Annotated in this window: 13 protein-coding genes; 5 read left to right on the top strand and 8 right to left on the bottom strand. The window is 62.9% G+C overall.

All coding sequences use genetic code 11. The annotated features are described in order from the left end of the window. Positions 1-212: 212 nt before the first annotated feature. Together H040_RS20975 and H040_RS20970 are read right to left on the bottom strand one after the other, a co-directional pair. Positions 213-578 carry a PilZ domain-containing protein gene (locus H040_RS20975; protein WP_027918409.1) on the bottom strand — a complete coding sequence of 122 codons (366 nt, stop codon included), beginning with the start codon at positions 576-578 and terminating at the stop codon, positions 213-215. 103 nt (positions 579-681) lie between these two features. After that, entirely contained in the window at positions 682-1,317 is a 636-nt protein-coding gene (locus H040_RS20970; protein WP_027918410.1) for a lytic polysaccharide monooxygenase auxiliary activity family 9 protein, read from the bottom strand. A gap of 289 nt (positions 1,318-1,606) precedes the next feature. Here H040_RS20970 and H040_RS20965 point away from each other — a divergent pair, with 289 nt between their 5' ends. The 3 genes from H040_RS20965 to yjiA all read left to right on the top strand — a co-directional run bounded on the left by H040_RS20965 (position 1,607) and on the right by yjiA (position 5,038). After that, a complete protein-coding gene (locus H040_RS20965) occupies positions 1,607-3,673 on the top strand; it encodes a carbon starvation CstA family protein (RefSeq protein ID WP_027918411.1) in 2,067 nt (688 codons plus the stop codon). A gap of 13 nt (positions 3,674-3,686) precedes the next feature. Continuing rightward, the gene (locus H040_RS20960; RefSeq protein WP_027918412.1) at positions 3,687-3,884 is read left to right on the top strand and encodes a YbdD/YjiX family protein; all 198 of its coding nucleotides are present in this window, start codon (positions 3,687-3,689) and stop codon (positions 3,882-3,884) included. A gap of 176 nt (positions 3,885-4,060) precedes the next feature. After that, complete coding sequence (yjiA, locus tag H040_RS20955; protein WP_027918413.1) at positions 4,061-5,038, top strand: GTPase; 978 nt, start codon at positions 4,061-4,063, stop codon at positions 5,036-5,038. Here the strand turns inward: yjiA and H040_RS20950 are convergent. Continuing rightward, a complete protein-coding gene (locus H040_RS20950) occupies positions 4,998-6,485 on the bottom strand; it encodes a methylenetetrahydrofolate reductase C-terminal domain-containing protein (RefSeq protein WP_027918414.1) in 1,488 nt (495 codons plus the stop codon). The two genes, yjiA and H040_RS20950, sit on opposite strands and share 41 nt — an antisense overlap. A 229-nt stretch (positions 6,486-6,714) precedes the next feature. Here H040_RS20950 and H040_RS20945 point away from each other — a divergent pair, with 229 nt between their 5' ends. Further along, a complete protein-coding gene (locus H040_RS20945) occupies positions 6,715-7,566 on the top strand; it encodes a 5-methyltetrahydropteroyltriglutamate--homocysteine methyltransferase (RefSeq protein WP_027918415.1) in 852 nt (283 codons plus the stop codon). Between the two features lie 22 nt (positions 7,567-7,588). Here the strand turns inward: H040_RS20945 and H040_RS20940 are convergent, their stop codons facing one another. From H040_RS20940 to H040_RS20920, 5 genes are all read right to left on the bottom strand, one after another. Beyond that, entirely contained in the window at positions 7,589-8,767 is a 1,179-nt protein-coding gene (locus tag H040_RS20940) for an acetyl-CoA C-acetyltransferase (RefSeq protein ID WP_027918416.1), read from the bottom strand. Between the two features lie 436 nt (positions 8,768-9,203). Beyond that, the gene (locus tag H040_RS20935) at positions 9,204-10,313 is read right to left on the bottom strand and encodes an agmatine deiminase family protein (RefSeq protein WP_027918417.1); all 1,110 of its coding nucleotides are present in this window, start codon (positions 10,311-10,313) and stop codon (positions 9,204-9,206) included. A 3-nt stretch (positions 10,314-10,316) separates the two neighbouring features. Then, positions 10,317-11,402 carry an extracellular solute-binding protein gene (locus tag H040_RS20930; RefSeq protein ID WP_027918418.1) on the bottom strand — a complete coding sequence of 362 codons (1,086 nt, stop codon included), beginning with the start codon at positions 11,400-11,402 and terminating at the stop codon, positions 10,317-10,319. Further along, entirely contained in the window at positions 11,399-12,301 is a 903-nt protein-coding gene (aguB, locus tag H040_RS20925) for an N-carbamoylputrescine amidase (RefSeq protein ID WP_027918419.1), read from the bottom strand. Before aguB ends, H040_RS20930 begins: the two co-directional genes overlap by 4 nt. After that, positions 12,298-13,338, bottom strand: coding sequence for an agmatine deiminase family protein (locus H040_RS20920; protein WP_027918420.1), 1,041 nt, complete (start codon positions 13,336-13,338; stop codon positions 12,298-12,300). Before H040_RS20920 ends, aguB begins: the two co-directional genes overlap by 4 nt. Before the next feature lie 135 nt (positions 13,339-13,473). On the opposite strand from H040_RS20920, the gene H040_RS20915 reads away from it, so the two are divergent. Continuing rightward, a complete protein-coding gene (locus tag H040_RS20915; protein WP_027918421.1) occupies positions 13,474-14,337 on the top strand; it encodes a LysR substrate-binding domain-containing protein in 864 nt (287 codons plus the stop codon). The last annotated feature ends 24 nt before the right edge of the window (positions 14,338-14,361 follow it).

Genomic DNA, 14,361 nt, shown 5'->3' with positions numbered 1-14,361 from the left:
AATGATTGCTACATAAATTGTATACAATATTTTGATCGGAGCGCGGACAGCTAGCCTTGCAATGTGTGCAGGACGGCAATGCAGATCGCGTACCAAGTCGTCAGAGGCTGTATTAGAAGGGTGTGTACAAAGCGTCAATGCCCAGGCATAAAGCTGTCTGGGTAGACAAGAAACAATAGGTGGGGATGCTGTTAGCTAGCTAAGAGATTCCATTATTCGATGAGTTCGCGCAGCTCACGCATCATTTCGGTGCTGTCGGCTACGTTCAGTTCCACAAGACGGTGCAGGTGGGTCATCGATTCGACGTCTATATAGAGGCAGACGAAACCCAGGCGGGTTGCTTCTTCATGGCGTAATTCCACCTGCATCTGCACGCGCACAGTGCGGTCGAGGTGGATGATCGCGTCGAAATCCTGGGTCAGGTCGGCATCCCAGGGCGAAGGGCATTCGATCAGCAGGCCCTTGAGCGACAGGTCCAGCAGCTTCACCGGCCAACGGCGATCGCCCTGGCGCAATTCGGTAGGGGCGTCGAAATCGATGCGCTGGAAACGGCGGCGTTCGTCGGCAGAAGTGGTCATGGCAGGCCCCTCGTCAGTTGCTCTGACTATAGACCAGCCATGGCCTCTTCTGCCTCATGACGAGCGACAAGGTGCCGTCTACGGGAGTCGCCCGGTCCCACCTTTAATTGGAGACGAAATTCAGGTCGACCACCTGATAGAAGGCTTTATCGGTCTCGGCAATTTCCCATACCCCAAGCAGCACATGATAACCGTCGCGCTCAGGCATCTTCAGGGTGTGCTTGGTCGGTTGCTCCGGCCACATTTCTTCATCCGAGTAGCTCCAATAAGGTTGTCTTTCATTGAGGAAAGTGGCGAAGGGCTCAGGTTCGAACTGTGCACGCGAAAGCGGCTGAGTCGAGTCCCATCCGGCTTTGGTAATGAAGTAGTTGAAACGGCGGTACTTGTGGCGCGCACTGAAGCTCCACACGAACTCCAGCGGAGTGCCGCTGGTCACATCATGCTTGTCCCAGGCCACATCTGTGCGGTCCAGGTAGGCAGCGCCCGGCCTTTCGCCGCTGGCGATCTTGCCATCGACCGGTGGCGCAATATTCTTCACGTCGTCTTTGGCATAGGGATCGGCCAGCCCGCCCGTGGTCTTCGGGAAGAATTTGCCGCTTTCGATGCCGTTGTGAAGATTTCCCTCAATAAGGTGTTTTTCCTCTGCGAAGGTCGCTCGGGACTTGGGCGTTGAGATCGAGCCGTGGGTGGGTTCGATTGGGCCTGAGTCACGCGTGGATTTACTCTTATCCTGAGTCATCGTTACTCCCTGCTGGTTATCCTATGATCGACGCACGGTTCGAGCTTTTGCGTACTCGATCCTGTGAGTCATTCCGTGACAACTGGTTTGCGTGATCATTGAACGCGTGGGGGGCCTTCCTGCGCAACTGGCAGAAATGACAGGTCAGCCCAACTGAACTTCTGCGGGTAGTAGCGTGCTAGAGCGCGTGCTGGTCAGTGGCTGAGTGCCAAATCGGGATGGTAAAGCCGTCAAGCAGGCCCTAGACTCAAGGGGATGTCTATTCCAACCACTTAGCTGGAAGCATGCCATGAACAACAATAACAGCCTGCTACGCCACATCCCGTGGCTGGCGCTGGCGGTCATAGGGGCCTGCGCGTTGGGTGTCGTCGCCCTGCGTCGCGGCGAGGCGATCAATGCCTTGTGGATCGTGGTCGCTGCGGTGGCCATTTACCTGGTCGCCTATCGTTACTACAGCCTCTTCATCGCCACCAAGGTGATGCAACTCGACCCCCGCCGAGCTACCCCTGCGGTGCTCAACAACGACGGACTGGACTACGTTCCGACCAACAAACACATTCTCTTCGGTCACCACTTCGCCGCCATCGCTGGCGCCGGCCCGCTGGTTGGCCCCGTACTCGCTGCACAAATGGGCTACCTGCCCGGTACGCTGTGGCTGATCGCCGGCGTGGTGCTGGCCGGTGCGGTGCAGGACTTCATGGTCCTGTTCCTGTCCACTCGCCGTAACGGCCGCTCGCTGGGCGACATGGTGCGTGAGGAGATGGGCCGCATCCCGGGGACCATTGCCCTGTTCGGCTGCTTCCTGATCATGATCATCATCCTCGCGGTGCTGGCGCTGATCGTGGTCAAAGCCTTGGCCGAGAGCCCATGGGGCATGTTCACGGTGATGGCGACCATCCCGATCGCGATGTTCATGGGCATTTACATGCGCTACATCCGCCCGGGCCGTATCGGCGAAATCTCGGTAGTCGGCGTGGTACTGCTGCTGGCGTCGATCTGGCTGGGGGGCCAGATTGCCGCCGATCCGGTCTGGGGCCCGGCATTTACCTTCACTGGCGTGCAGATCACCTGGATGCTGGTGGGTTACGGTTTCGTCGCTGCTGTACTGCCGGTATGGCTGGTACTGGCGCCGCGTGACTACCTGTCGACCTTCCTCAAGATCGGTACCATCATTGCCCTGGCCATCGGCATCCTGGTAACCATGCCCGAGCTGAAAATGCCGGCGCTGACCCAGTTCACCGACGGCACCGGCCCGGTGTGGAAGGGCACCCTGTTCCCGTTCCTGTTCATCACCATCGCCTGTGGCGCGGTGTCGGGCTTCCATGCGCTGATCTCTTCGGGGACCACGCCAAAGCTGCTGGACAACGAAGCCAACGCCCGTTACATCGGCTACGGCGGCATGCTGATGGAGTCGTTCGTCGCCATCATGGCCATGGTTGCTGCCTCGGTGATCGAGCCGGGCGTGTACTTCGCCATGAACAGCCCGGCCGCGGTGGTTGGCGCTGACGTTGCTTCGGTGGCGCAAACCGTCAGCAGTTGGGGCTTCATGATCACCCCTGAGCAGCTCGAAGCGGTCGCCCGCGACATCGGCGAGCACACGGTACTCGCCCGTGCCGGTGGTGCTCCAACCTTGGCAGTGGGTATCGCGCAGATCCTGCACCAGGTGCTGCCGGGTGAAAACACCATGGCCTTCTGGTACCACTTCGCGATCCTGTTCGAAGCATTGTTCATCCTCACTGCGGTAGACGCCGGTACCCGTGCCGGTCGCTTCATGCTGCAGGACCTGCTGGGCAGCTTCGTGCCAGCCCTCAAGCGCACCGAGTCGTGGACTGCCAACCTGATCGGTACCGCCGGTTGCGTGGCGCTGTGGGGCTACCTGCTGTATCAGGGCGTGATCGACCCGCTGGGTGGCATCAACACCCTGTGGCCGCTGTTTGGTATCTCCAACCAGATGCTCGCGGGTATCGCGTTGATGCTCGGCACCGTGGTGCTGATCAAGATGAAGCGCGAGCGCTACATCTGGGTCACCCTGCTGCCGGCTGCCTGGCTGCTGATCTGCACCACTGCAGCGGGCCTGATCAAGCTGTTCGACCCGAACCCGGCTGTCGGCTTCCTGGCATTGGCCAAGAAGTACAGCACCGCGCTGGACGCCGGTCAGGTGCTGGCCCCGGCCAAGGACATCAACCAGATGCAGCACGTGATCTTCAACGCCTACACCAACGCCGGCCTGACGATTCTGTTCCTGCTGGTGGTGTTCAGCGTGCTGTTCTTCGCCCTCAAGGTCGGCTACGCCGCCCTTGGCCGCAAGGAGCGCACCGACAAGGAAACCCCATTCCAGGCCCTGCCTGACGCTTGAGAGGACTGCAGTGATGTTCAACGACCTGGGTCGACTGGGTAAATACCTGGGGCAGGCAGCCCGCCTGATGGTCGGCATGCCCGACTACGACAACTACGTCGAGCACATGCAGGCCAAGCACCCGGACAAGCCGGTGATGAGCTACGAGGCGTTCTTCCGGGAACGCCAGGAAGCGCGTTATGGTGGCAAGTCCGGGCCCAAGTGCTGTTGAGCCGGATGCCGGCGCGGTCCATGTAGGAGCGGCCTTGTGTCGCGATGGGCCGCACAAGCCCCCGGCACTATCTGCTGCGAAGCTGAAACATGGGCCGCGGTGCGGCCCATCGCGACACAAGGCCGCTCCTACAGGATTGCGGCCTTTCTTTTTCTACTGTGCAGGAGATGTTCTGCGTGCAGACGCCAATCCCCGTTACTGTCCTCACCGGCTTCCTCGGTGCCGGCAAGACAACGCTGCTCAAGCACATGCTCAAGGCCGAGCACGGGCTGAAGATTGCCGTGATCGAGAATGAATTCAGCGATGCCGGTATCGACAGCCAGCTGCTTGGCGATGAGCCGGTACAGGTCATGACCCTGGCCAATGGCTGTGTGTGCTGCAGCATCCATGGCGACCTTACCCGTGCCCTTTACCTGCTGCTCGAACGCCTGGACGCTGGCGAGATCGCCTTCGACCGCCTGGTCATCGAGTGCACCGGCCTGGCCGACCCTGCGCCCGTTGCGCAGACCTTCTTCGTTGACGAAGAACTGCGTGAGCGCTACATCCTCGATGGCATCATCACTCTGGTCGATGCCGCCCACGCCGAAGTGCATCTGACCCAGACCATTGCCCAGGCCCAGGTCGGTTTTGCCGACCGGCTGCTGTTGAGCAAGACGGACCTGGTCGAGCCAGCTGCGGTGGAGGCCCTGCGCGAGCGCCTGGCTCGGATCAATGGCCGGGCGGCCATCCGGGTGGTCGAGCATGGTCGCATCGACCTGGCCGAGCTGCTCGATGTGCGCGGCTTCAACCTTAACCCGGACCTGGGCGCCAACCTCAAGCCGAGCCTGCGTCCGCTGCTCACGCCGGCCACGCCGGACCGGATTTCCACCCTGGTGCTGCGCACCGAGACTGCACTGGACATTGACCGCCTCAGCGACTTCATGAACGAACTGCTGGAGGAGCATGGCAAGCAGTTGCTGCGCTACAAGGGCGTGCTGAACATTGCCGGCGAGGACCGTCGCCTGGTGTTCCAGGGCGTGCTCAAGCTCTACGGCTTTGACTGGGACGCCGAATGGGCGGCAGACGAGAACCGCGAGAGCGTGATGGTGTTCATTGCCGATGAACTGCCCGAAGCTAAGATTCGGGCTGGGTTCGAGGCGCTGGCTGCGGGTTGATCCGGCGCGGCGACTGGGCCTCGAACCACTGCGGCCATGAGCTGCGGTGGCGGGTTTCGACTTCGATGCACGGGATCAGCCGCTCGGTGAGCACGGCGGTTTGCCGCACGGCCTTGGCGGTGCGGTATTTGACGCTGTGAATGCACTCACGGTCGCCAAACTCGCAGCGGTTCAGCGCCGTGCCCCCGCAAGGGCCGTTGGCCAGGCCTTTGGGGCAGGTTTCCGGGCAGGTGTAGAGGGTGTCTTCCAGGCGGCAACGGCCGCAGGTGTCGCAGCCTACCAGCGGGCGTTTGACTGCCCGCTCCAGCCCGTGCAGCACGCGGGCTCCGCGCTTGGTTGCCCAAAGTGGCTGACGCACGGCCCAACCGAACGCTTTGCTGAGCCAGTTGGCACGGCTGAACAGCAGCGAGTGGGCGGTGTGCAGCAGGTGATAGCGGACTTTTTCCTTGCTTGAGGCACTGACTGTCGATTCACCCTGGCGCCAGTTGCCCTGCGGCGGATGGAACGCGACGATGGGCAAGCCCGGCATCTGCCAGCTGTCGGCCCAGGCGGGCGCCCAGTGCTCCAGTGAGTGGATTTGCGCTTGCCAGTGGTGCAAGCGCTCCTCCAGTGCAAGCAACTGCTTGAGTTCGTGAATTCCCGACAGGTGCACGCCCGCGTAACCCATCAGCTTCACACCGATGATCTGCAGGGCCAGGCGGTCGACGCTGCGCGCCTGGGCAAAGGCCTTGGACACCTTGCTTTCAGCTTCGAGCATGTCGCACATCGAGGGCGACACGGTTACCCCTGCCACATGCTCGAGCATGGTCGCGCGGCCATGGGTCAGGCCCATCAGGCAGGCCAGCATCGGTTTGGGCGAGGCCTGGCGCTGCATCCAGTGGATGGCTTCCTGGTGCTTGCTGGCATCGAAGCCGAGTTGCAGGGTAAGGAAGTCGGCACCGGCGGCGAGCTTTTTCTCGGCCTTGAAGTACTGTGCGCCGCCTTCTTCCTCGTGGTACTTGAACGGGTTCAGTGCCGCGCCGAGCAACCAGTGCGGGCAGGCCTGGCGCGCAGTCAGCAAGGCGGCGACCGACTCCAGGTAGCGCACCGGGCGTTCACCGGGTTGGTGGCCGGGCAGGCGGTCGCCGGTGAGCAGCAGCAACTGATCGTGGCCGGCAGCGTCCATGCGCTGCAGCTGAGCCAGAAGATGATGACGCTCGCGGTCCTTGCCGGAGAAGTGCGGCAGGGCGGGGAGCGGGGTGCTGAAAGAGGCGAGCGCGTCCAGAGGCGACATGTCCAGTGGGCTGCCCACGCGGTCGCCGATGGCGACGGTCATCGGCCAGCCGCACAATTGCCCGCGGGCCATGATCGCCTCCATCGCGGCGAAGCGTTCCGCCGAGGGCTTGGGGACGAATTCCATGACGCAGACGAATTGTTTTTCGCGCAGCGCGGCTTTCAGCAGGCTCATGGCTCGAGGGCACCTGGAGTATTCAGATTGGCATTGTGCGGCAGGTTATCGGTTGGGCTCATGTCTGAATACGTAGGCTGCTGCTCTGAACGAGACATTCGAGCTCATCGGCATCATGAGTATTTCTTGAGTTCATCTCAAATTTAATGAGTTTGTCTCAGGCGCTCGCTGGTCGGAAAATTCCCCCATTCATTTCGGTACTCTTTTTCGGAACGCTGAGGGGCAAGACATGGCACTGGCACACAACCTGGGGTTCCCCCGTATCAACCGTGACCGCGAGCTGCGTGCCCGCCACTGGCAAATGCAGAAAGACGCTGGCATCGAGCTGTTGCCGGTCGGCGATTCTGCCTGGTACGACCAAGTGCCGCCGCATTCGCTCAGCACTGACGACCAGCAGTTTGCCCAACACTGGGAACAGCTGTTCGAAGAAGTCAAGGAAGCGAAGGCCTTGGGCCATGCGGTCAAGCCGGTGGTGATCGGCCCATTGACCTACCTGTGGCTGGGTAAGAAAAGCGGCAGCGGCCTGGACGAACTGGAGTTGCTGGAACGCCTTCTGCCGCTGTATGACCAGGCCCTCAACCGCCTCGCTGGCCTGGGTGTGGAATGGGTACAGATCGATGAGCCGATCCTGGCCCAGGAACTGCCGCAGGACTGGAAAAGCGCCTACGAACGCGTTTACAACATCCTTCAGCGTGCACCGCTGAAGAAGCTGATCGCCATTTATTCCGGTGGCTTGGAGGGCAACCTCGGCGTGGCCGCCAACCTGCCGGTCGATGGCCTGCATATCGACTTGGTCCAGGCCCCCGACCAGTACCCGACCATTCTCGACCGCCTGCCGGCATACAAGGTGCTTTCGCTGGGCCTGGTTGACGGCAACAACGCCTCGTCCTGCGATCTGGAAAAGACCCTGGACCTGCTGCGCGACGCCCACGATCGCCTGGGGGAGCGGCTGTGGGTAGCTGCATCCTGCTCATTGCTGCACAGCCCGGTCGACCAGGCCGTGCAGAAATGTCAGGAAGTTGCGCTGCTGGCCAGCGCCATCAATCAAGCGGCTGCCTATGAGTTGCGCGCCACTGCCTGATGCTTGTGCAGTCAGCGCCGGCTCAACGCTCGATCGCCAGTGCGACACCCTGGCCACCACCAATGCACAAGGTGGCCAGCCCTTTGCGGGCATCCCGCTTGATCATTTCATGCAGCAACGTCACCAGCACCCGGCACCCGGAAGCGCCAATCGGGTGGCCCAGGGCAATTGCCCCGCCATTGACGTTGACCTTGCTCGCATCCCACTCCAGCGCCTTGCCCACCGCCAGCGCCTGCGCGGCAAAGGCTTCGTTGGCCTCGATCAGGTCAAGGTCAGCCAGCTGCCAGCCGGCCTTGTCCAGGCAGCGCTGGGTCGCCGACACTGGGCCAATGCCCATGATCGCCGGGTCCACCCCTGCGCTGGCATAAGCGGCAATCTTTGCAAGTACAGGTAGCCCCAGGGCCTGAGCCTTGCTGGCGCTCATCAGCAGCACTGCGGCGGCGCCGTCGTTGAGGCTGGAGGCGTTGCCGGCGGTGACGCTGCCGTCCTTCTTGAAGGCCGGGCGCAACTTGGCCAACGATTCGGCGGTGGTGTCCGGGCGAGGTTGTTCATCGCGCTCGAAGACTTTTGGCTCGCCTTTTTTCTGCGGCATCACGATCGGGGTGATTTCATCCTTGAAGCGGCCTGCTTCGATCGCCGCCACGGCCTTGCGCTGGGATTCGGCGGCGAAGGCGTCCTGCTGCTCGCGGTTGAGGCCATATTTGTCCACCAGGTTCTCGGCGGTGATGCCCATGTGGTAGTCGTTGAAGGCATCCCACAGGCCATCGCTGATCATGCTGTCGATCAGCTGGCCATGGCCCATGCGCTGGCCGGTACGTGCCGAAGGCATCACATAAGGGGCCAGGCTCATGTTCTCCTGGCCACCGGCGATCACCACCTCGGCGTCACCGCAGCGGATTGCCTGGGCGGCCAGGTGCAGCGCCTTCAGGCCCGAACCGCAGACCTTGTTCAGGGTCAGTGCCGGCACGCTGTAGGGCAGGCCGGCCTTGATCGCAGCCTGGCGCGCAGGGTTCTGCCCGGCACCGGCGGTGAGTACCTGGCCGAGGATCACTTCGTCGACCTGGGCCGGATCCAGCTGGGTCTGCTCCAGCAGCTGTTTGATCACCGCCGCACCGAGGTCCACGGCAGGCACAGTGGCCAGGGCACCCTGGAAGCTGCCGATGGCGGTACGGGTTGCGGCGACGATGACCACGTCGTTCATGTTGTTGTTCTCCGGGCAATGGGCGTAGTGCTGCCAGCATCGGCGGGTTTGGTTGATTTGTTAAGTTTGTTTTTCTTTGTGATTGATGTGAAAAGCCAATCAATGGGCTGCCAGGTGCATGTCGCAAGTGCTTCGGCGCCTGCGAGATCGAGCGCCGCCCGCGCGGCGCATCGCGGATAAATCCGCTCCCACATTTGTTGCAACGTGCCGAACCTGATAGGCCATGGTTGCCCGCCTTGGCGCGTGACTCAAGTCAGGTGAAGCGGCATCAATGCCCACCTCAAAATCCCGTCATGCCAACAAGGCTGAAAACCATGGCCTGACAGGAAAGGCCACGTTGCAACAAATGTGGGAGCGGATTTATCCGCGATGCGCCGCGCGGGCGGTGCTCGGTCTCGCAGGCGCCGAACTTCTGTCGACATGCACCTGGCGGCCTTCACACAGCCGGGCACTGGTGGGTGACGCAATGAATCCCTCCACCCCCGGCCGCAATCGCATCGATATCCAATTGCACGATATCCCGCCCCGGATACAACACGGCCAACAACGCCCGCGCCTTTTCATCGGCCTGCGCATCACCGAACTGCGGTGCGATGATCGCGGCGTTGATCACGAAGTAGTTGATATAACCTGCTGCGAAGTCGTTGTTTCCCTGGCTGAACCTGTTACGCCGCCCCTGCATGGGCGGCGATACCACGTGCACCTGCAAATGCCTGCCTTCGGCATCGGTGGCTTTCTTGAGTATCTCCAGGTGCTTGCGGGTCACCGCGTAGTCATAGGCGTCCGGGTCGTTGTCCAGGTTGGCGACCACCACCCCCGGGCGTACGAAGCGGGCATAGAAGTCCACATGCCCGTCAGTGATGTCTTCCCCGGCGATGCCCGGCAGCCAGATGATCTTGCTCAGCCCCAGGCGTGCCTTGAGTTCGGCCTCGACGTCGGCCTTGCTCCAGCCCGGGTTGCGGTTGGCATTGATCCAGCTGCTCTCGGTCATGATGCCGGTGCCATGGCCGTCCACCTCGATGGCGCCACCTTCGCCCACCAGCTCGCTGCGCTGGTAGCGGGCGCCGGCCAGGGTGGCAACGCGCTTGGCCAGCTGCGCGTCGTTGCGGTGGCGTTGCTTGTTGCCCCAGCCGTTGAAGTTGAAGTCCACCGCTGCGAGGGCGCCGTCATCGTCGACGACGAAGTTGGCGCTGATGTCGCGCATCCAGATGTCGTCCAGGTCGCAGGCGACGAAGTGGGTGTTGCTGCTGCCACAGTGCCGTTCTGCCAGTTCACGCTCGCTGGCGCGGCAGAATACCGTCAGCGGCTGGTAGCGGGCGATGGCCTGGGCGATACGGCCCTGGGCGGCTTGCACGTCAGCGGTGAAGTCCTCCCAGATCGCATCCTGCGCACCAAAGGCGATGAACGCGCGCTGCTGCGGCTCGCCTTCGTCAGGCATGAACCAGCGCCCGGGCTCCTCGGCGCAGGCCAGGCCCAGCGGCAGGCCGAGGCCGGCCCCAAGGCCTGCGGCCAGTGACAGTTGCAGAAAGGTTCTACGGCTTGGCATGGGTCAGTCCTGTGCAGTCTTGAAGCGGGTCCACACACGCATGCGCGCGCGCATGTCGGCCTGTGGAATGTCGCGGCCCGGGATCAGCCGGGCGTAAGTGGCTTCGTCGAGGTAGATGTCGGGGTTGTCGCGCATGCGCGGGTCCACTGCCTGGCGCGCCTTGGCGCTGGCCGTGGGGTAGCCGGTGAAATTGCTGATGGCAGCCATGTTCGCCGGGCGCATGACGAAGTTGATGAAACGATAGGCGTAATCCGGGTGCTGGGCATCGGCGGGGATGGCCATGGTGTCCATCCACACCGTGGTGCCCTGGCGCGGTACGCGGTACTGGAAATCAAGGTGCTTGCCGGCAGCTTCGGCGGTGCGCTGGGCCTGGATCACGTCGCCGCTGTAGCCCAGCGACAGGCAGAGGTTCTCGTTGACCAGCTCGGTTACCGGTTGCGACTGGAACTTGCGGATGTACGGGCGCACCGCCTTGAGCAGCTCGCTGGCGGCAGCCAGGTCTTCACGCTTGGCGCTGCGTGGTTCGCGGCCCAGATAATTGAGCACCACGGCCAGTACTTCGTCAGGCGAGTCGATGATCGAGATGCCGCAATCGGCGAACTTGGCGGCCAGCTCAGGTTTGAACAGCAGGTCGAGGTTATCCAGCGGCGCATCGGGCATGCGCTGGCGGAGTTTCTCGGCATTCGCGGTCAGGCCGATGGTGCCCCAGGTGTAGGGGACGGTCGCCTGGCTGGCTTTAGGGTATTGATCGTGCAGCTTGCGCAGGCCGGGCTCGATATCGTCGAGTGCTTCCAGGCGGCTGCGGTCCAGCGGCTTCAGGCTGCCGGCACGCATCAGCCGTTCAGCCACGGTGTCGCCTGGGAACACCAGGTCGTAACCACTGCGCCCGGACATCAGCTTGGCTTCGAGCACCTCGCTGCCGTCCATCACGTCATAGATCACCTGGATACCGGTTTCGGCGGTGAACTGCTTGAGGGTGTCCTCGGCGAAGTAATCGGCCCAGTTGTACAGGCGCAGGGTGGGTTGGTCAGCCTGGGCCTGGCTGGCGCAGATGGCCAGGGCCAGTGCGGCGAATACGTGGCGTTTCATGCTCTGGCCCTCAGGCTGTGTGGGTGTTTGCCGTCCAGGGTCAGCAGCGGCGCGTACATCTCCGGGCGGCGGTCGCGGTAGATGCCCCAGGTCAGGCGGTCTTCGCGCATGCGGGCCAGGTCCAGGTCGTGCAGCCAGATGCCGCTGCTGTCGCGGTCGGCTTCAGCGAGCATGGCGCCCTTGTGGTCGCAGATGAACGACGAGCCATAGAAGCGCATGCTCAGGGCGTGGTCATTGCCTGCGACTTCCACACCGACCCGGTTGGCGGCCACCACGGGCAACAGGTTGGCGGCCGCATGACCGCGCATGGCGACCTGCCAATGGTCGCGCGAGTCCAACTCGGCGCAGCCGGGCTCGGAGCCGATGGCGGTAGGGAACAACAGCGCTTCGGCGCCCATCAGTGCCAGGCAGCGGGCCGTTTCCGGGAACCACTGGTCCCAGCAGATACCGATGCCCAGGCGGCCAAAGGCGGTGTCCCAGACCTTGAAACCGGTGTCGCCAGGGCTGAAATACTCCTTCTCCTGATAGCCGATGGCGTTGGGGATATGGGTTTTGCGGTATACGCCCAGCAGCTGGCCATCGGCGTCGGCCACGGTCAACGAGTTGAAGAAGGCATTGCCTGCGCGCTCGTACCAGCTCAGCGGTAGCACCACGCCCAGCTCGCCGGCCAACGCGGCGAAGCGTTGCAGGATCGGGCTGCCCGGGTAGGGCTCGGCCAGCGCCTGGTGCTTGTGGTCCTGCTCGATGCAGAAGTAGGGCGTGGCGAACAGCTCTTGCAGCAGGATCACCTGCGCACCATCGGCGGCGGCCTGGCGTACCAGTTGCTCGGCGCGGTCGAGGTTGTCTGGCAGGTTCCAGCTGCAGGGCATCTGGGTGGTGGCGATCCGCAGCTGGCTCATGGCTGTACTTCCGGCTGCTGCTGGGTGATGCAATGGATGCCGCCGCCGCCGTGGGCGATTGCGTCGATACGCACGGGCACGATTTCGCGCCCCGGGAAGGCATGGGCGAGTTGATCGGCGGCGTCCTGGTCGGCAGCGATGCCGTAGGCCGGCATGATGATCGCGCCGTTGGCGATGTAGAAGTTGGTGTAGGAAGCGCAGAACACTTCAGCGTCCTGATCGACTGCGGCGCTGGCCTCGAACAGGTCGAGCAGTTCGAAATGCCGGCCTTGGGCGTCGGTGGCGAGTTCCAGCGCGCGGCGGTTTTCCCGGACGACTTCGGCATAGATCGAACCGTGGTCATGGGTGGCATCGACCAGCAGCACACCTGGGCGGGCGAAGGCGCACACGCCATCGACATGGCCGTCGGTCATGTCGCCCGTCACGTACTGCGGGTCGCCGGGCAGCCAGATGGTCTTGCTGATGCCCAGGTAGCGGGCGAAGCAGGCTTCGAATTCTGCCTTGTCGATACCTGGGTTGCGGTTGGGGTTGAGCAGCACCGATTCGGTGGTGATCAGCGTGCCTTCGCCATCGACATGAATGGCGCCGCCTTCGTTGCACAGCGCAGTGCTGAAGCCGTCCAACCCCAGTCGGTCGAGGATGCGTCGGCCGAGGCTGCGGTCCTGGCTGTGTTGCGATTTACCGCCCCAGGCATTGAAGCGCCAGCTCAGCCCGGCCAGGCCGTGCTGCGGGTGGCAGATGAAGCTCGGGCCGCTGTCTCGGCACCAGCTGTCGTCCACGGCCAGCTCGATCAGCTCGATGTTGGCGCCGCACAGGGCGCGGGCGCTTTGCAGGGCCGATGGATCGACGACCATCTTGACCGGCTCGAAACGGGCGATGGCGGCTGCCACGCGGGCATAGTCGCGCTGCACATCGGCCAGGCTGACGCGCCAGCCGTTTTCCCACAGCGCCTGGTTGTGAGGCCAGACCATCCAGGTCGCCGCGTGGCGGGCCCATTCGGCAGGCATACGCCAGCCGCTGTCGAGGGACAGGTGCATAGTGAACTCCGATCTATTAAGGATTTTTATCAACGAAGCCCGCCGTCGCGGGTGTTGGTGTCCATGCTATGGCTATGAAGGGGTGGCGACAAACGATAGATTTAGCCGACATCTGATTAGCAGGGCTTATCGATCATGCTCAAACACTGGCCACCGCTCAATGCCCTGAGGGGCTTTGAAGCCGCCGCACGGCTTGGCAGCTTCCACAAGGCCGCCGAGGCCCTGAACCTCACCCAGTCGGCGATCAGCCAGCAGATCCGCAGCCTGGAAAACTACCTGGAACAGCCACTGTTCCACCGCAGTGGCCGCAGCGTCAGCCTGACCGATGCCGGGCACGACCTGCTCAGCACCACCCAATCGCTGCTGCAGCATCTGGCAGTCGGCATTCGCCGCCTGGACCAGTACCGTAAGCCGAATCAACTGGTGGTCAACACCAGCCCGGCCTTCGCCCGGCACTGGTTGCTGCCGCGCCTGGCCGATTTTCATCAGCGCTGCCCGCAGGTCGATCTGTGGCTGTTCACCAGTTTCGAGGTGCCGGACATGGCCAGCGAAACCATTGACCTGGCCATTCGTGACGACCTCAGTGCCCAGGCCGAGTGCAGCTTTACCGTGCTCCACCAGGACACGCTGTATCCCGCCTGCCACCCTTCGCTGCTGCAGCACCCAGTGCAACAGCGCACCACCTTGCATGGCGAGCGCGAAATGGACTGGAGCCACTGGCAGCTGGAAGGCGGCGAGGATGTAGGGCAGCAGGGCAAGGGGCTGAATTTTTCCGATCCAGGGCTGTTGCTGGATGCCGCGAGCGAGGGGCTGGGCGTTGCCCTGGTCAGCCAGTTGCTGGCGCAGCGGGCGATGGGCGAGGGGCGTCTGCAGGCACTGTCTGTACAGCGAGTGCGAGGGCCGGTGTGGGCTTGTCTGGTGCACCGGGACAGCCAGGATGATCCACTGGCCCGGCAGTTCCTGGAATGGTTGAAAGGGGTGTTGGCTGCGGATTCATGACAGCCTGTACTGGCCTTCGGTTTT

Origin of the sequence: Pseudomonas sp. URMO17WK12:I7, from assembly GCF_003269045.1 — a bacterium.
Classification (GTDB): domain Bacteria; phylum Pseudomonadota; class Gammaproteobacteria; order Pseudomonadales; family Pseudomonadaceae; genus Aquipseudomonas; species Aquipseudomonas putida_J.
The sequence above is the reverse complement of the archived record's forward strand: the minus strand, read 5'-3'. Positions and strand labels throughout refer to the sequence as shown.